Annotated in this window: 16 protein-coding genes; 9 read left to right on the forward strand and 7 right to left on the reverse strand. The window is 57.5% G+C overall.

The window, feature by feature from the left end; translation table 11 throughout:
- Nucleotides 1-101 precede the first annotated feature (101 nt).
- Both katB and CVE23_RS17135 read left to right on the forward strand, forming a co-directional pair.
- Nucleotides 102-1,577 carry a catalase KatB gene (katB, locus tag CVE23_RS17130; RefSeq protein ID WP_373287847.1) on the forward strand — a complete coding sequence of 492 codons (1,476 nt, stop codon included), beginning with the start codon at nucleotides 102-104 and terminating at the stop codon, nucleotides 1,575-1,577.
- A 60-nt stretch (nucleotides 1,578-1,637) separates the two neighbouring features.
- On the forward strand, nucleotides 1,638-2,231 hold the full coding sequence (locus tag CVE23_RS17135; RefSeq protein WP_100850012.1) for an ankyrin repeat domain-containing protein: 594 nt from the start codon (nucleotides 1,638-1,640) through the stop codon (nucleotides 2,229-2,231).
- 87 nt (nucleotides 2,232-2,318) lie between these two features.
- Here the strand turns inward: CVE23_RS17135 and mgtS are convergent, their stop codons facing one another.
- The 4 genes from mgtS to CVE23_RS17145 form a co-directional block, all read right to left on the reverse strand.
- Complete coding sequence (mgtS, locus tag CVE23_RS22795; protein ID WP_022634566.1) at nucleotides 2,319-2,414, reverse strand: protein MgtS; 96 nt, start codon at nucleotides 2,412-2,414, stop codon at nucleotides 2,319-2,321.
- 733 nt (nucleotides 2,415-3,147) lie between these two features.
- The gene (locus CVE23_RS23125) at nucleotides 3,148-4,302 is read right to left on the reverse strand and encodes a discoidin domain-containing protein (protein WP_225622603.1); all 1,155 of its coding nucleotides are present in this window, start codon (nucleotides 4,300-4,302) and stop codon (nucleotides 3,148-3,150) included.
- 139 nt (nucleotides 4,303-4,441) lie between these two features.
- Entirely contained in the window at nucleotides 4,442-5,380 is a 939-nt protein-coding gene (locus tag CVE23_RS23130; RefSeq protein WP_225622604.1) for a hypothetical protein, read from the reverse strand.
- 105 nt (nucleotides 5,381-5,485) lie between these two features.
- Nucleotides 5,486-5,833, reverse strand: coding sequence for a DUF3168 domain-containing protein (locus CVE23_RS17145; RefSeq protein WP_049854414.1), 348 nt, complete (start codon nucleotides 5,831-5,833; stop codon nucleotides 5,486-5,488).
- Nucleotides 5,834-6,432: 599 nt separating this feature from the next.
- On the opposite strand from CVE23_RS17145, the gene ytfQ reads away from it, so the two are divergent.
- The 7 genes from ytfQ (at nucleotide 6,433) to eutR (ending at nucleotide 16,000) form a co-directional block, all read left to right on the forward strand.
- Nucleotides 6,433-7,389: a galactofuranose ABC transporter, galactofuranose-binding protein YtfQ gene (gene ytfQ / locus CVE23_RS17150; RefSeq protein WP_038919962.1), complete on the forward strand. Its 957-nt coding sequence runs from the start codon at nucleotides 6,433-6,435 to the stop codon at nucleotides 7,387-7,389.
- A 69-nt stretch (nucleotides 7,390-7,458) separates the two neighbouring features.
- Nucleotides 7,459-8,961, forward strand: a complete 1,503-nt coding sequence (gene ytfR, locus CVE23_RS17155; protein ID WP_100850013.1) for a galactofuranose ABC transporter, ATP-binding protein YtfR — start codon at nucleotides 7,459-7,461, stop codon at nucleotides 8,959-8,961.
- Between the two features lie 13 nt (nucleotides 8,962-8,974).
- Nucleotides 8,975-10,012 carry a galactofuranose ABC transporter, ATP-binding protein YtfT gene (gene ytfT / locus CVE23_RS17160; protein WP_100850492.1) on the forward strand — a complete coding sequence of 346 codons (1,038 nt, stop codon included), beginning with the start codon at nucleotides 8,975-8,977 and terminating at the stop codon, nucleotides 10,010-10,012.
- Nucleotides 9,999-10,988: a galactofuranose ABC transporter, permease protein YjfF gene (gene yjfF, locus CVE23_RS17165; RefSeq protein WP_100850014.1), complete on the forward strand. Its 990-nt coding sequence runs from the start codon at nucleotides 9,999-10,001 to the stop codon at nucleotides 10,986-10,988. Before ytfT ends, yjfF begins: the two co-directional genes overlap by 14 nt.
- Before the next feature lie 436 nt (nucleotides 10,989-11,424).
- Complete coding sequence (locus tag CVE23_RS17170; protein WP_100850015.1) at nucleotides 11,425-12,849, forward strand: phosphatidylserine decarboxylase family protein; 1,425 nt, start codon at nucleotides 11,425-11,427, stop codon at nucleotides 12,847-12,849.
- 529 nt (nucleotides 12,850-13,378) lie between these two features.
- The gene (locus CVE23_RS17175; protein ID WP_225622697.1) at nucleotides 13,379-14,734 is read left to right on the forward strand and encodes an aldehyde dehydrogenase family protein; all 1,356 of its coding nucleotides are present in this window, start codon (nucleotides 13,379-13,381) and stop codon (nucleotides 14,732-14,734) included.
- Between the two features lie 222 nt (nucleotides 14,735-14,956).
- Nucleotides 14,957-16,000 carry an HTH-type transcriptional regulator EutR gene (gene eutR, locus CVE23_RS17180; protein WP_100850017.1) on the forward strand — a complete coding sequence of 348 codons (1,044 nt, stop codon included), beginning with the start codon at nucleotides 14,957-14,959 and terminating at the stop codon, nucleotides 15,998-16,000.
- Nucleotides 16,001-16,105: 105 nt separating this feature from the next.
- On the opposite strand, the gene CVE23_RS17185 is transcribed toward eutR, so the two are convergent.
- The 3 genes from CVE23_RS17185 to CVE23_RS17195 form a co-directional block, all read right to left on the reverse strand.
- On the reverse strand, nucleotides 16,106-16,552 hold the full coding sequence (locus CVE23_RS17185) for a hypothetical protein (protein ID WP_038666446.1): 447 nt from the start codon (nucleotides 16,550-16,552) through the stop codon (nucleotides 16,106-16,108).
- Between the two features lie 300 nt (nucleotides 16,553-16,852).
- Entirely contained in the window at nucleotides 16,853-17,815 is a 963-nt protein-coding gene (gene yjiA / locus CVE23_RS17190; protein ID WP_038919968.1) for a GTPase, read from the reverse strand.
- 33 nt (nucleotides 17,816-17,848) lie between these two features.
- Complete coding sequence (locus CVE23_RS17195) at nucleotides 17,849-18,052, reverse strand: YbdD/YjiX family protein (protein WP_024106984.1); 204 nt, start codon at nucleotides 18,050-18,052, stop codon at nucleotides 17,849-17,851.
- Nucleotides 18,053-18,064 lie beyond the last annotated feature (12 nt).

The raw sequence follows: 18,064 nt of genomic DNA on the forward strand, positions 1-18,064 counted from the left end.
TAATAATCATACGGAAGATGAGGAAAGTTATGAGCAATCACACCGCCACACATCGTGTCCCCAGTTGGAAAAAGCCGCTGGTGATCGTGTCTTCACTGTTAATGACCTATCCGGCGATGGCCGATACCCTGACTCGTGACAACGGCGCGCCGGTCGGCGACAACCAGAACTCACAGGTCGCCGGCCCCAACGGTCCGGTTCTGTTGCAGGATGTTCAGCTGCTGCAAAAACTGCAACGTTTTGATCGTGAACGCATTCCGGAACGCGTGGTACACGCACGCGGCACCGGCGCACACGGGGAGTTCACCGCTACCGAAGATATTTCGGACCTGACCATCGCCGAGGTGTTCAAAAAAGGCAGCGAAACGCCGGTATTCGTACGTTTCTCCAGCGTAGTACACGGCAACCATTCTCCGGAAACCCTGCGCGACCCGCGCGGCTTCGCCACCAAGTTCTATACCACGCAAGGCAACTGGGATCTGGTCGGCAATAACTTTCCCACCTTCTTCATCCGCGACGCCATCAAGTTCCCGGACATGGTGCATGCGTTCAAACCCGACCCTCGCACCAATCAGGATAATGACGGACGCCGGTTCGATTTCTTCTCTCACGTTCCGGAATCCATCCGTACCCTGACCCTGCTCTACTCCAACGAAGGCACGCCGGCAAGCTATCGCAACATGGACGGCAACGGCGTCCATGCCTACAAGCTGGTTAATGCCAAAGGCGAAGTGCATTACGTCAAATTCCACTGGAAAACCCTGCAGGGCGTGAAAAATCTCGACCCGAAACAGGTAGAGGACGTTCAGGGTAAGGATTACAGCCACATGACCAACGATCTGGTGGCAGCCATCAACCGCGGCGATTATCCGAAATGGGATCTCTACATTCAGGTACTGACGCCGGAAGATTTGGCTAAGTTCGATTTCAACCCGCTGGACGCCACCAAAATCTGGCCGGACGTGCCCGAACGTAAAATCGGTCAGATGGTGCTGAACAAGAACCCGGACAACTTCTTCCAGGAAACCGAGCAGGTCGCCATGGCGCCCGCGAATCTGGTGCCGGGAATCGAACCGTCTGAAGACCGACTGCTGCAGGGCCGCCTGTTCTCCTATGCCGATACCCAGATGTACCGGCTGGGCGCTAACGGCCTGAGCCTGCCGATCAATGCCCCGCTGAAAAAAGCCAACAACATCAATCAGGATGGCAGCCTGAACAGCGGTCACACGCAAGATAAAGGGGTGAACTACCAGCCGAGCCGTCTGTATCCGCGTGAAGAACTGGTCTCCGCGCGCTATAGCCAGACGCCGCTCAACGGCACCACCCAGCAGCGCAAGATCCAGAAGGAGCAGAACTTCAAGCAGACCGGCGAACTGTATCGCTCCTACAGCAAGAAAGATCAGGACGATCTGGTGCAAAGCCTGGGTTCCGCGCTGGCGATGGCCGATACCGAAAGCAAAACCATCATGCTTTCCTATTTCTACAAGGCTGACGCGACCTACGGTACCCGTCTGACCGGCGTCGCCAAAGGCGACCTGAGCAAAGTGCAGTCACTGGCCAGCAAACTGGCTGACTAACTGAACGTCGCCGTCCGGACATCACATCCGGGCGGCGCCAACGACCAGGGAACTGTCATCATGAAACCATTTCGTCCCTTGCTCTGCCTGCTGGCGTTGACGCTGACAACGGCGCAGGCGCAGCAACCCGCGGCGCCGGTCACCCCACCGGCATCAGTCTCCAGCGCGCCCGCCGCGCCGTCGCTAAACGAGCGCCAGGTTCAGAATCAGCTTAATCAGTATTTGTGGGATGCCGCCCGCACTGGCAACGACGCCGTGATCCGGGAATTCATCAGCGCTGGTTATAACCTCAATACGCGTGATGAAAAGGGCTACAGCGCGGTCATTCTGGCTGCTTACCACGGCCATTACGACACGGTTTCGCTGCTGCTCGACCACGGCGCAGACCCTTGCCAGCAGGATAATCGCGGCAATACCGCCCTGATGGGCGCGGCGTTCAAAGGTGAGCTGAAAATTGCCCATCTGCTGCTGGCGGCCAAATGCAATCCGGATACCCGCAACAATGCCGGGCAGACCGCCGCGATGTATGCATCGTTATTTCAGCGTGCGGAAATTCTCAAGGCGTTACAGGAACAGGGCGCGGATATGAATGCCACCGACGCGATGGGCAATAGCGTGCAGGCGTTGGGAAAAGGGGAAGTAAAAGGGCAATAAGCGAAGTGCATCACCTAAAATAGCACGCCCCGCATGAATCAATAACCTTCAGGCGGGGCGTGTGATATCAGGCTGGGTTAGCATTATTCAGTCATCCCATTTGGGGCTCAGAAAAGCGGCCAGAAATCCCGGAACAACGATAACGGCCAGTATCGCTAAATAAACAGTGACCTGTTCAATCATAACAACCTCCTACATCTGCATGTAAAACGACCTCATGGTTTAACTACGCTTTCACTCACTACACGATGATTTTATCGGCCGAAAGTTAAGCAAACATTAATATCTCGTTTATTGATAAAAAATCAGAGCAGGACGAAAAACGCCAAACAACAGGTCCTCACTCTCTTTTGCCAGCGTCATGTCGGACTCACCGCCGCCGACTCACCCAATAACTCTCACCGTAACCACTTATTTCAAAAGCAGTTATCAGTCATCCACCAGGCATTGCTCACGGATAAAACTATACGCCTAAATATATATTTAATTGTAATGCAGCTTATTGATAATAATAAAAACCTATATTTATTGTCAGCAACACCATTTCTTGTCAGCAACACCATTTCTTGTCAGCAACACAATAAAACACAGAAAAAATGTAATGCTTTTTGAAAACGCTGACCGACAGCCTGTCATTACAAAAAATCGAATAAAAATACCAACCTTAAAAAAACAGTTATAAGCCAGGCTGACATACGACAACACCTGTCACTTGAAGTATGAAGGATATATAACCTGCCGCACCGCAATTGCAGGGAGAAGACCGGTGAAAATAAGGATTGCCGGATACAACAGCTACGCCCTGTGGTGATGTGCGGCGAAACCGCCCTGCCGCCATAAGAATGCGGGCAATGAAAACGCGGGCTGCTCTGACAGCCCGCGTGCGACAACCGGCGTCGACGAAAACGATACGCCGTTACGGTTGCTGATAGGCCAGCTTGTAGTTACCCACAGCGACGGTTTTGAACGTCACTTTGTCGGGATACCAGCGGATTTCCACTTCAGCCTCGGTCTGTTTCTTCCAGGCTGAGGCCTGATTGCCGCTCAGAACCAGCGAATCGACCGTGGCGCCATCACCGGCGATGTTCGGCACATCCAGCGCCAGCGCAAAGGCTAGATTGGCGGTTTCAGACTGACTCACCCCCGGCAACAGCGTCGCCCACGCGGAGCTGGTAATCGCAGCCAGATTATCGGCTGACATTCCCTGAGCCAGCAGTTTGCCAGCGCCGGCCACATCCGCAGTCAACGCACCGATGTTCACCCACTCAGCGCCATTCCATGCACGCCAGTCGATCAGATCCGTACTTACCGCGACCCGAACCTTACCATTGCCTCGTTCTGTAGCGGTCAGTTTCACCGAATTGATTTGGTTGAAGAGCTTCAGGTCGGTCGGCGCATTCGGGATCGCAATCTGGGTATAAGGCTGATAGGAAACCGCTACCGTCGCGTCCACAGCGCCGACCACCGTGATCGGCAATTTGTTGGCCAATTCTGAAGCCGCAATAGTGCCGGAATTAATAAAGCCGTTCAGGTTGATGGCATCCGTATTGAGTTCGGCCAGTTCGATCTTCGCCAGCTTGCCGTCCTCAACGGTATATACGTCATCACCGCTTTTCAATACTACGCCGGGAGCGTGAATCAGAGTGAAGAACGACAGCACGGCATGCTCGACCGGCGAACTGTCCACTTTGGTAATAAAGATACGGTATTTGGCATAAACACGCTTTTTGGTCAGCAGAAAGGTTTTGATTTCCTGTTGATCGTTCCAGACAATCCCTGATTGCGAGTCCAGCGTTGCCCAGTCGTTGCCGTCGCTCGATCCCTGCAACTCGAAATCCACCGGCCGGTTGTAGTGCGGCGGCATCACATCATTACGACCCGCCAACTGATATCCCGACACCGCGGTCGCCTGCGGTAAATCAACCCGCAGCCAGCACGGCAAAGAGGAGTTGGATGACCAGCTTTGCCCGGCGCCGGTCACTTTTTTCCGGAATGCATAATAGGGCTGGGTGCCGGTATAACTTGACGACGCAGAGACGACATAACCATCCGGCGCGTTATTAGCCGTCATCAACGGCAGCAAATCGCTGTAATTAGATGCGGTTTTAACAGTCAGCGATTTTCCATCTGCCGGAATGGTTACGGAGTAGAGATCGCCGTCTTTGACTAATTGACCGTCGTTGACTAATTGACCGTCGTTGACTAATTGATCATAATTGATAATCTCCGCCGGTAAAAGGTTTTAGCGTGCCATTCCAGACCAGCGCTGAGGTCTGGCTGTATTTGTCACGGTTTTCCGCGTCGAAAGACTCCAGCGTCAGAGACAGATTGCCCTGACCGGCCTCTTCTTTCAGAGCAAAGGCATCGAAGCTGTAATCCATATCGCCATTGGGCGATAGCGGAAAGGTAAACACCTGACCGGCAGCAGCGCCAACCTGCGTCACCACGGTATACCCCAGACCACCGCCATTACCACCTGACCCGGTGGCGCTGATGGTCAGTTGATGGCGGGTATTGTCGTAATCCAGCATGATCCCCCGGCCGGCCGCCAGCGTACTCACCAGCACTTTGCGCACCGCATCGGTAAAATCAGTGATCTGGGAGGCGATATGGGTGTGATTGACCAGGTCCGACTGACGCACCACATCGCTCAGCCCCAGGTTCGCCACAAACTGCGCCTTATCCGGAATATCCGCGCCGTTCAGCGTTTTGTCCATCATCCGGTCGATCGCATCGGTCAGATCCGGCAGGGTTTTCACCACCACGCTCTGGCCGTTGCTGTCCGTCAGGGTCACCTGACCGCGTTCGGTCAGCACCGTTTTCCACTGCGCCAGTTGCGCCTGATAACCGGCCAGCATTGCCGCAATCTGGGCCACATAAGCGGCGTGATCAAAGGTATCGCTGCTGCCCAATACCGGAATAGCGTAACGCACGTGGCTTTCGGTACAGCCGATATATTCGCTGACCAGCACCAGTTCGGTATCCGAAACCACCGACTCGATTTCATAAATCCGGATTTTGCCGTCGGCAAAGATCAATAGCATGCCGCCCGCGGCCACGCCGTTATTTTTATTTGCCCAGGCGGTGTTATTTCCCAGTACCACTTTACTGCCGGAAAAAAGAGACAAGCGCCCCGCTTTATACCACATAAAGACTTCCTTTATTTTCAGAAAAAACTCCAATAACTTTCGCTATGGAATTTACTTCACAGAATGTTCAGCGATAAAAAATTAAGCAACAGAGGGGAAATAAACTCAACGGGAAACATTGACCTCCAGCGTCATACGAAACTGCTCGTACTCTACGTCAAAGTCGTTATATTCAACGGTCTGATACGGTTTTAATACGGCCAGCGCCGTGTGTACCTGCTCACGCAAAGCACGGGCCGCCGCCACGGTGTGGGCATAGCAATCAACGCTGACGGTAATTTGCTGATTCGACAGTTGCTGCGCGCTGCCATAATTATTTTCCTGGCTCAGGGAAAAAAGAATGAATGCGCATTGCTGATATGGCGAATGGTATGAACAACAAGGTACGGCATAGGAATAAACACGACCATCAGCCAGCTTGCCCAGCAACGGATAAATATCTTCTTCAGTCATTTCTGTCAGCCTTATTTTAAAATACGCCTATCGCAAACCTGTTTTTATCAGCAAACAGCCGTTAAAAAGGTTAAGCCATGAATGAAACATCGCGTCGTTTCGATGGTTATAATAAAGAGAAATTACCCGATGTTCACATGGTTCATGTTGTGCCATGCGCCGGCAACAAGCCAAAAGGCAGAATGCCCCAAATATCCATATGCCGGCCCCACACACGGTAAAAAAATCAGGTCAACGAGAAATACGCCGGCTGTCCACAACACATCACCCGGCGTGATAAATACCGCTATTTAAAAAAAACATGACGTCGCTAGCAGAATACGGCGCTCATCCGTTCAATACCGAAAAAATGACCTAAAACAATATTTGCGTGGAGTCACAGATTCCCCGCTGATGGCTATTTTATCCATAAGATCAGCGAATACGCCCTGACCCTCTCCTCGTGGCAAAAACTACTGTTTTGTCATGACGGTTTGACGGAGGAAAAATAACGCCGCCTGACGCATCCCGAATACGGGCGACAATTCTGAATACCGAATAATACCGCTGTCCCCAAGAACGAAGACCGATAGCCAATGATTACCAGAGAGGACACTTTTATGTGGAAACGCGTCATTTTAGCTTCAGCTGTGTGTGCGTCCCTGTCATCCGTCGCGCTGGCAGCGCCATTAACGGTGGGGTTTTCTCAAGTCGGCTCGGAATCAGGCTGGCGCGCGGCTGAAACCACCGTCGCAAAAGAGCAGGCGAAAACACGCGGCATTAACCTGAAAATTGCCGATGCCCAGCAAAAACAGGAAAACCAGATCAAGGCGGTACGCTCCTTCATCGCGCAAGGGGTGGACGCCATTTTCATCGCGCCAGTGGTGGCGACCGGCTGGGAACCGGTGCTGAAAGAAGCCAAAGAAGCCAAGATTCCGGTGATCCTGCTGGACCGCGGCATTGACGTCAAAGACGAGTCGCTCTATCTCACCACCGTACGCGCCGACAATATCAAAGAAGGGGCATTGATTGGCGACTGGTTGATTAAAAACGAAAACGGCAAAACCTGTAATGTGGTTCAACTGGAAGGCACCGTCGGCGCCAGCGTCGCCATTGACCGTAAAAAAGGATTTGAAGAGGCCATCGCCAAAACGCCGACGATTAAAATCATCCGTTCTCAGTCCGGCGATTTCACTCGTAGCGGCGGCAAGCAGGTGATGGAAAGTTTTATCAAGTCGGAAAACAACGGCAAAAATATCTGCATGGTCTTCGCCCATAACGACGATATGGTCATTGGCGCCATTCAGGCTATTAAGGAAGCCGGATTAAAGCCGGGCAAAGATATTCTGACCGGCTCGATTGACGGCGTACCGGATATTTTCCGCGCCATGCTGGCGGGCGAAGCCAATGTCTCGGTCGAACTGACGCCGAATATGGCCGGACCGGCGTTTGACGCGCTGGAAAAATATAAAAAGGATGGCACGCTGCCGCCCAAATTGATTCTGACGCCGTCCACGTTGTTCAAACCCGACAGCGCACAGGCCGAGCTCGATAAGAAAAAGAACATGGGATATTGATCGTTTATCGTCATCCCCGTCCTGCCGCCGCCGTGGCAGGACATCGCCTGTTTTGTGAGGGAGAATCGCATGAACGGTTTCGACAATCAGGACATCCTGCGTACGGAAGGGCTGAGCAAACACTTTCCCGGGGTAAAAGCGCTGGATAAGGTGGACTTCAGCCTGCGGCGCGGGGAAATCATGGCGTTGCTGGGGGAAAACGGCGCCGGGAAATCCACGCTGATTAAAACCCTCACCGGGGTGTACCAGCGCGATACGGGCGCCATCTACCTCGAAGGCCAGCCCATCTCGCCCAAAAACACCGCTCACGCCCAGCAGTTGGGAATCGGTACGGTGTATCAGGAGGTGAACCTGCTGCCCAACCTGTCGGTGGCGGATAACCTGTTTATCGGCCGCGAACCCAGGCGCTTTGGATTACTGCAGCGCAAAGAGATGGAAACACGCGCCGCCGCGCTGATGTCCTCCTACGGTTTCGAACTGGATGTCCGCGAACCGCTGAACCGCTTTTCAGTGGCGATGCAGCAAATCGTCGCCATCTGCCGCGCGATCGACCTTTCCGCCAAGGTATTGATCCTCGACGAACCCACCGCCAGCCTCGACACTCAGGAAGTGGAGATGCTGTTCACCCTGATGCGTCAGCTACGCGATCAGGGCGTCAGCCTGATTTTCGTCACGCATTTTCTCGACCAGGTGTATCAGGTAACCGACCGCATCACGGTGCTGCGCAACGGCGCGTTCGTCGGCACCCGCGATACCGCCTCGCTGCCGCAGATAGAACTGGTGAAGATGATGCTGGGACGCGAGCTGGAGCAGAACGCGCTGCAACGCGCCGGCCGCACGCTGCTGAGCGACAAGCCGGTGGTGGAATTCAAAGGCTACGGCAAAAAAGGCGTTATTGAGCCGTTCGAACTGGCGGTGCGCCCCGGCGAAATCGTCGGCCTTGCCGGGCTGCTGGGATCCGGTCGTACGGAAACCGCCGAAGTGATTTTCGGCATCAAACCGGCCGATCGCGGCGACGCGGTGATCAAAGGCAAGCCGCAGACGCTGCGCTCGCCGCATCAGGCCTCCTGCCTTGGCATCGGCTTTTGCCCGGAAGATCGCAAAACCGACGGCATCATCGCCGCCGCCTCGGTGCGGGAAAATATCATTCTGGCACTGCAAGCCCAGCGCGGCTGGCTACGCCCGATCCCCCGCAAGGAGCAGCAGGCCATCGCCGAGCGCTTCATCCGCCAGCTTGGCATTCGCACGCCGAGCGCCGAACAGCCCATCGAATTGCTGTCCGGCGGCAATCAACAGAAAGTGTTGCTGTCCCGCTGGCTGTTGACCAAGCCGCAATTCCTGATCCTCGATGAACCGACGCGCGGTATCGACGTCGGCGCCCACGCCGAGATCATCCGTCTGATCGAAAGTCTGTGCGCCAACGGGCTGGCGCTGCTGGTGATCTCATCCGAGCTGGAGGAACTGGTGGGATACGCCGATCGGGTACTGATTATGCGTGACCGGCGGCAGGTGGCGGAAATCCCGCTCGACCAGCTGTCCGTTTCCGCCATCATGAATGCCATCGCGGCATAAGGAGGGCATGGTGATGCCTCGATCACTGCTCACACCGGGCTCCGACAAACGCCCGTTTCGCTGGCCGCCGTTACGGTTGCCGCAAGGTATGCCGCAGATCGTCGCGCTGGCGCTGGTGCTGCTGGTGGACAGCCTGGTCGCCAGCCACTTTTTCCAGATCGTAGTACAGGATGGCCGCCTGTTCGGCAGCCCGATCGATATCCTCAACCGGGCGGCGCCGGTGGCGCTGCTGGCTATCGGCATGACGCTGGTGATCGCCACCGGCGGCATCGACCTGTCGGTCGGCGCCATCATGGCGATCGCCGGCGCGGTGGCCGCGTCGCTTACCGTGCAGGGCTACAGCCTGCCGGTGGTGCTGCTGGCGGCGCTCGGCGTCGGCATACTGGCCGGGCTGTGGAACGGGATTCTGGTCGCGGTGCTGAAGATCCAGCCGTTCGTCGCCACCCTGATCCTGATGGTGGCCGGGCGCGGCATCGCCCAGTTGATCACCGCCGGGCAGATCGTCACCTTCAACTCGCCGCCGCTGGCGTGGCTCGGCAGCGGCGCGCTGTTCTGGTTCCCGACGCCGGTGATCATCGCGCTGGTCACATTGATGCTGTTCTGGCTGCTGGTGCGGCGAACCGCGCTGGGGCTGTTCATTGAATCGGTGGGGATCAACATCCGGGCGGCGAAAAACGCCGGGGTCAGCACCCGCGCGATGGTCACGATGACGTACATGCTGAGCGGGCTATGCGCCGCCATCGCCGGGGTGATCGTCACCGCCGACATTCGCGGCGCCGACGCCAACAACGCCGGGCTGTGGCTGGAGCTGGACGCCATTCTCGCGGTCGTCATCGGCGGCGGCTCGCTGATGGGCGGGCGCTTCAATCTGGCGCTCTCGGTGGTGGGCGCGCTGATCATTCAGGGCATGAACACCGGCATTCTGCTGTCCGGCTTTCCGCCGGAACTGAATCAGGTGGTGAAAGCCATCGTGGTGCTGTGCGTGTTGATCGTCCAGTCGCCCCGTTTCATGACCTTGCTGAAAGGAGCTGGCCATCATGATAAAGCGTAATCTGCCGTTGATGATCACCCTGGCGGTATTCGTGCTGGGTTACCTGTACTGCCTGACCCAGTTTCCCGGCTTCGCCTCCACCCGGGTGATCTGCAACATCCTCACCGACAACGCCTTTCTCGGCATCATCGCCGTCGGCATGACCTTTGTGATCCTCTCCGGCGGCATCGACCTGTCCGTCGGGTCGGTGATCGCCTTCACCGGCGTGTTTCTTGCCAAAGCCATCGGCGTCTGGGGGCTGTCGCCGCTGGCGGCGTTCCCGCTGATCCTGCTGATGGGCTGCGCCTTCGGCGCGTTCATGGGCCTGCTTATCGACGCGCTGAAAATCCCGGCGTTCATTATCACGCTGGCGGGGATGTTCTTCCTGCGCGGCGCCAGCTATCTGGTGTCGAAAGAATCCCTGCCGATCAACCACCCGATCTATGAGACGCTTTCCAGTCTGGCGTGGATCATCCCCGGCGGCGGTCGGCTCAGCGCGATGGGGTTGCTGATGCTGCTGGTGGTCGCCGTCGGCATCGTGCTGGCGCGCCATACCCGTTTCGGTAATCAGGTCTACGCCATCGGCGGCAACAGCACCTCCGCTAACCTGATGGGCATCTCCACCCGCAGCACCACCATCCGCATTTACATGCTGTCCACCGGGCTGGCGACCCTCGCCGGCATCGTGTTTTCCATTTACACCTCGGCGGGTTATGCGCTGGCCGGGGTCGGCGTCGAACTGGACGCCATCGCCTCGGTGGTGATCGGCGGCACCCTGCTGAGCGGCGGCGTCGGCACCGTGCTCGGCACGCTGTTCGGCGTGGCGATTCAGGGGTTGATTCAAACCTATATCAATTTCGACGGCACCCTGAGCTCCTGGTGGACCAAGATCGCCATCGGCGTGCTGCTGTTTGTGTTCATCGCCCTGCAACGCGGGCTGACCGCGCTGTGGGAAAACCGCCAAAACGCACCGGTGCGCCGTATCGCCCCACACTGATGACGGCAGACCCGGTAATCCCGCCCCAAACGTAGGTGTGAGATTCATCTTCCCAGACCTCACCCTACGTTTGCGCGCTCTGCATTAATCCCCCACAGCAGGTCGCCCATGTTTTCAGCCAATGTCCACGCCGGCGGCAAACTTGCCATCGCCCGGAGTCCGCCTATGCTTGAATACAGAGATAGCGCATGTGGCCACCGGGCAACGACCCGGCATATATAGCCATAGCGCTTTTCGCCCTTGCCACCCTTCGCTTTCCTTTCTTCACCCCACCAGGTCGTACGCGGTTAAAACATAACGATAGGCTGCCGTCAGCCCGGCGGTTGGCCTGCGTAACGATTTTTTCGGGTGGCTGTACGTTCATTTTTCGACGCACGTCCATTTTTCGACGCACATTCATTTTCGACACTGACACGTTCTATCGAGAGGAAATGCCATGAATCGCGCCAAAAGCCACACAGCAAGTACATCTGCAGCAGAACAGCAGCCGCATTACGAAAGCAGCGGACACAACCTGCTGACCCTTGATAACGCCGGGCCGATCCAGATGGGATTTTGGGTACCCAATCGGGTATGGGCCACAGCCAGATTTTTGACGCCGCTGCGCGAACATATCGCCAAAAGAAAACAGGACAATACCCTGACGCCGATGCAGCCGGTGCTCCAGAACTTTAAAAACTGGGTGACTAACCACAGCGTCTACCGCATGTGGCTCAATAGCATGATCGAACAGTCCAACGCCTATGTCGCCTCCCTGCCCGAATCCACCCGTAAGGAAATCAGCGACGACGGCGACGCCACCTGGATCGACAGCTATGACAGCTTCTTCGAGATCCTCAACGAAATCATCACCACCTCACCGTCATTCAACACCACCGCGCAGGTCGGGACGCCGATGAATGCGTTTCTGGCGGTGGCGATGGGAACGGAAGCGGGCGTGGCGCTGTTCCACGACGCCACCTTCAATCAGCAGTTCCGCCAGGTGCTGGACGCCTGGAACAGCTTCCTGAAAAGCAGCGCCTCGCTCGACAAACTCGATATCGCACAGCCGGAAAAAGCGGGTTCCTGGATCTCCAAAGCCGCGCACCAGGCCGGCGTCTGGCACCAGATGCAGCACGATCCCAAACTGCCGGGCTACGGTTTCGCCAGTTGGAACGATTTCTTTATCCGCCAGTTCGTGCCCGGCGCTCGCCCATTCCAGGGCGATCCGAAAACGCAGATCGACATCGGCTGCGAAACCACGCCGTGGCGCTATGCCGACAAGCTACAGTTGGAGAGCCGATTCTGGGTCAAAGACATACCCTATTCGCTGCTCGATCTGTTCGGCGGGCAGCGGCAATGGGCCAAACTGTTCGAGGGAGGACAGCTCTATCAGGGATTCCTCTCCGCCACCCACTACCATCGCTGGAACGCGCCGCTGGACGGTTTTCTGGTGCGCTCCTGGGTCGAACCAGGCACTTACTTCGCCCAGCGTCCGGGGCAGGGCGAAGATCAGGGCACCTGGGAAGGCACCGAGTCGCAACCTTACCTCGGCCATGTGGCCGCGCGCGCGGTGTTTATCTTCCGGCACAAGACCTGCGGTTACGTGGCGCTGATCTGCATCGGCATGGTGGAGGTATCCAGTTGCGTAATCGAACCCAGCACCTTTATCGTTGAAGAGAGCGCCGAGCCGGTCAGCATCACCCGCGGCGTCGAAATCGGTCACTTCGAGTTCGGCGGTTCGACCCACATGATGATCTTCCAGAAAGATCGGGTGGCGCTGGAAAAATGGGCCATCGACGCCGCCCGTCACCGCAACGATAAAAATCCCACCCCGCTGGGCAGCGTGATCGCCACCGCGTTGGATCACCAAGGCCAATAAGCGCCCGCATCGGGCTCCGGCTGCGGCCGGGCCCGTTTATCCGGAGCAGCGCCGTTCCCGTCACCTGCTGCCCGGGCCGGGCCCCCCACCTCATCACCAGCGTTTCCTTTATCTGCTCATCCGGCGTTTCTTTTTTCGTGATCCCTTTCACCTTTTGCCGCCGGATGCCGATTTTTGTTATTCGCTTTGGCGCACCGTTGCCACAATGACCACAAGTCAACACAGGAGACATCAGACCGGCCCGTCAGAGGGCCTGGCCTGAATAATGGAAGGGTTCTCTCAGGGATGAGATTCCCCCCGAGCGCGGCGAAATGACGCAGGCCGCCCATCGGCACCCGTTTTCCATGCCGGTAAAGCGTGGTCTGCAGCTGCCGAACCGGACGCTGTCCGACCTGAACCAGACACCGAATTCGCATCCGTACTTTTGCCGCATCAGCACTTTTACCTCATCCGTACTTTTGGCTGACGTGGTTTAAACAGGTGACATAACAAGAGGATAGACCCTATGGAATACCCCGTGATTGAACCGATGGTACCGATGCCCACCCCGGTGATATTTGACGCGCCGAGCGGTATTTTCGACTCGCTTGACGATGCGGTTCAGGCCGCGGCGCAGGCCCAGCAACAGTTGACCAGCGTTGAACTGCGCCAGCAGGTGATAAAGGCGATTCGCGTCGCCGGCGAGCGCTACGCGCAGGTGCTGGCGGAAATGGCGGTGGCCGAAACCGGCATGGGCCGCGTGGTCGATAAATACATCAAAAACGTGTCTCAGGCGCGCCATACACCGGGAATCGAATGCCTGTCGGCGGAAGTGCTGACCGGCGATAACGGCCTGACGCTAATCGAAAACGCGCCCTGGGGCGTCGTCGCCTCGGTTACCCCGTCCACCAACCCGGCGGCTACGGTGATCAATAACGCCATCAGTATGATCGCGGCGGGCAACAGCGTGGTGTTCGCGCCCCATCCGTCGGCGAAAAAGGTGTCGCTGCGCACCATCAGCCTGCTCAATAAAGCGATTGTCGCGACGGGCGGCCCGGAGAACCTGCTGGTCAGCGTCGCCGACCCGAATATCGAAACCGCGCAACGCCTGTTCCGCTATCCCGGCATCGGCCTGCTGGTGGTTACCGGCGGCGAAGCGGTGGTAGAAGCGGCGCGCAAGCACACCGACAAACGGCTGATCGCCGCCGGGGCGGGCAACCCGCCGGTGGTGGTGGATGAAACCGCCGATATCCCGAAAGCCGCCCGCGCTATCGTCAAAGGCGCCTCGTTCGACAACAACATCATCTGTGCCGACGAGAAGGTGCTGATCGTGGTGGACAGCGTGGCCGATGCGCTGCTGGCGGAAATGCAGCGCAACCATGCGGTGTTGCTCACGCCCGAACAGACTGAACGCTTGCTGCCGGTGCTGCTAAGCGATATCGACGCGCAGGGTAAAGGCCGCGTCAACCGCGACTATGTCGGCCGCGACGCCACTAAACTCGCCGCCGCCATCGGGCTGGAGGTCAACGAGTATACCCGTCTGCTGTTGGCGGAAACCGATGCCAGCCACCCGTTCGCCGTCACCGAACTGATGATGCCGGTGCTGCCGGTGGTGCGGGTGAAGAACGTGGACGACGCGATCGCGCTGGCGATTACGCTGGAAAACGGCTGTCGCCACACCGCGGCGATGCACTCCACCAACATCCGGAACCTGAATCGAATGGCTAACGCCATCAACACCAGCATCTTTGTGAAAAACGGCCCCTGTATCGCCGGGCTGGGGCTGGGCGGCGAAGGCTGGACCTCGATGACCATCTCGACCCCGACCGGCGAAGGCGTCACCTCGGCCCGCACCTTTGTCCGTCTGCGCCGTTGCGTACTGGTGGACATGTTCCGTATCGCCTGACCGCACGTTCGCCGCCGACAACAGCCGGCGGCGACACGACACAGCAACAGGGAGCAAGGGGGAAACAGGGGATGGAATAAAGTGTGCCGCAGCGCCTGTTCCTCCCCAACCGAATGCCGTATAACGGGTAATGCGCAGGTCTGCATAAGCCCTGTCGCCGGCAAAGCCCGGCCATCATGCCTTGCGGACCTCGCCCGATATTGTCACGGAGGGGAGCTGACGATGAAACACAATCCGGTCAACCTGCATCATCTGGATGCGTTGCGCCGTCTTCCGGCAACAGCAGCGGTGTCGCCGGGCGATAACGTGCATCAGCGCCAGACGCAGGACGTCTACGCCCAGTCCCGCACCATTACCGCCTGGCAGCAGATTTACGATCAGGTTTCGCCGGGGCATTTCAACGGCGAACTGCAAGAAATCCTGCTCGACGGCATCCAGCTTTGTCACGAATACACCAGTCTGGCGCTGCGCCAGTCCTGCATGGTGTGGCCGGACTCCTTCTGGTTCGGCATCCCGGCCCGTCATGTCGGGACGGGGTTCATCGGCTCCCATCCCATCAGCAACAGCGCGATTGCCGTCAGCCCCGGCGGTAAAGAGTTCGAACTGAACACGCCGGATGACTACGCCATTCTGGGGGTGGTGGTCTCCCGCGACGAACTGCTGCAATACACCGACGTACTGGAAGAGCCGGAACACCTGACCCGCCTGCTGTCGCAAAGCGCCACGCTGCTGGTGGAGCCGCGCCGGCGCGAGATCTTCTGGTCGTTTGTGCGCGAAGCGCTCTGGTATGGCGGTCATGAACCGCAACGCCTGCGCCATAGCAATGCGGTCAAGGTATTGAAGCACAACCTGCTGACCACGGTGATCTCGTTTCTGGAAAGCGCCCAGCCTGCCGTCGCCAGCAGCGCGCACACCGACAAACGCATCGGTTACCGCAGCCTGATCGGCCGCGCCAGAGAATACGTCCTCAGCCAGCAGTCGGAACCGGTCACCGTGCTCGACCTGTGCCGCCGCCTGCACGTCAGCCGCCGCACGCTGCAAAACGCGTTCTGCGATGTGATGGGGTGCGGCCCTAACGCCTGGCTGAAGATGATCCGCCTCAACGCGGTACGCCGCGAGCTGGTCAGCCCTTATTCCCACCACCGCACCGTGCAGGATGCCGCCATGCAGTGGGGGTTTTGGCATCTGAGCCAGTTCGCCTGCGACTACCAGCGGCTGTTTGATGAAAAACCATCGGTAACGCTAAAAGCACGATTAGCCGGATAGGATAGAAAGAAGGGAAAGCGGTGGTCTGGAGGACATAGGTATCGGGCGGTGTATGACAACGAGCCGGCCGAAATCGGCTCGTCATCTCAGGCGATTATCAGGCGATCAATCCTGCCATTTTTCAATGATGACTTTCACCGTGCCCGAATTGTCCACGCGCTGCCAGTCCTGGAGGTACAAGTCGAAGCCCCCGGTTTGCGGGAACGCATGGATGATGGCGGCGGCATGCATCCCGTCGTCATTCAGGCCGTAATAGCTGACAGCGGCGGTCTTGTCAGTGGTGCTGGTGCGGTCATACACCATCAGCGCCGCCGATTTTGAACGCGTATTACCGGCCTGCCCTGTGGCATAGTCAATCCCAGCCGACGTCGGGTCGATGCGAAAACGATAAACCCCCGATGCAATCGTGGTTTCATTGTAGGCGCTTCCTCCCGGAACGGTATTGTTATACCCATCCAGCGTCACGGTTTTATACGGCTGCCAGCCGGCCATCGCCGAGTAAGACGCCAGCAGCGAAGCCGTAGCCACTAAAATTTTGGTAACCTTTTTCATGATTCAATATCCTTCTGAATAAATTGATTAGCCGTCAGATAATCATACAAATATCTTTAAAAATCAATTTATTGACTATAATAAGCGGTTTAAAATAGAAGTGATGGACCACCAGCCCGGCGGTGTGGGTGTTGACGATTGATGCCAGAACGGTGATAGGTTCGTGCCTGATGAGGTCGGTTATCCCTTTGCGGCATCACCGCACGCGCGGCAAGGAGAAGATCAGACAGGCGGTGTGCTGAAACAGGGAAAGAGCAGCAGGAGCATTGCCGGATGCGTTTTCATCCGGCAAGCGTCAGGTCATGCACTCAGCGCATCAAACGCGCGGCGAATGTCGTCCTCCGGCAACCGGATGCCGATAAACACCATCACGCTTTCGCGCGGTTCATCGGCGCGCCATTCCCGGTCCCAGTCGGCGCTGTAGAGCCGCTGCACCCCCTGAAACAACAGGCGACGGTCATCGCCGTCGATCGCCAGCACGCCTTTATAACGCAGCAGGTTGTCGGCGCAGTTCAGCAACAACTGCTCCATCACCGCCGATACCGCCGCCATGTCTACCGGGCGCGTCAGCCGCACCACCAGCGAGGTGATGGCGTTATCCTGTTCGATCAACGGCCGAAAACGCGGCAGAGACACCGACAGGCGATCGTTGAGCATGAAACCGTCGACGCCGAAGATCTGGCGGTGGTCGATCTGACCGTTGACCACCCGATGCAGGCCGGCGCGCGCATTGATGCGCGTCAGTCTCGCCTCCAGTTCCGACGTATCGCCCGCCAGGTCGGTCTTGGTCAGCAACAAACGGTCGGCATAGCCCACTTGAGCCTGCGCCACGGTATGCCGGCTCAACTGCTCGTCGGCGTGCACCGCGTCCACCAGCGCAATCACGCCGTCCAGCAGGAAACGCTGGCTCAGGCGTTCATCGGAAAAAAAGGTCTGAATCACCGGCCCCGGGTCGGCCATACCGGTGCATTCGATCACCAGCCGGTCGAAGAGCAGTTCGCCGCGGTCAATACCGTCCAGCAGGTCATGCAGCGCATCGGACAGCTCGTTGGCGCTGCTGCAGCAGATACAGCCGTTGCTCAGCGTGGTGATGCGGGTCGCCCGGTCGCCCAGCAAGGCGTCGTCAATGGCGACCGCGCCGAATTCATTTTCAATGACGGCGATTTTCTCACCGTGGTCGGCATACAGCAGATGCCGCAACAGCGTGGTTTTACCGGCGCCGAGAAAACCGGTGAGAATAGTCGCGGGTAATACGTTGGTCATAATAGGAAAAAGCTCCTTGTCGCGCCTGCGCGCTTAACAGCACCGGAAACCGCCTTTGCCGCTGCCGCCGTAGCGTGCCTGCTGGCGTTCACGGAAAAACTCCTCATAGCTCATGATGTCCTTGCCCGGGTGGTTGGTCTGCATGTGCTGCACATAGTTATCGTAATCCGGGATGCCCACCAGCATTCTGGCGGCCTGCCCCAGATATTTTCCCGCTTGCCCAAGGTTTCCGAACATATCGCCCTCTCT

Source organism: Dickeya fangzhongdai (genome assembly GCF_002812485.1).
Lineage (GTDB): Bacteria > Pseudomonadota > Gammaproteobacteria > Enterobacterales > Enterobacteriaceae > Dickeya > Dickeya fangzhongdai.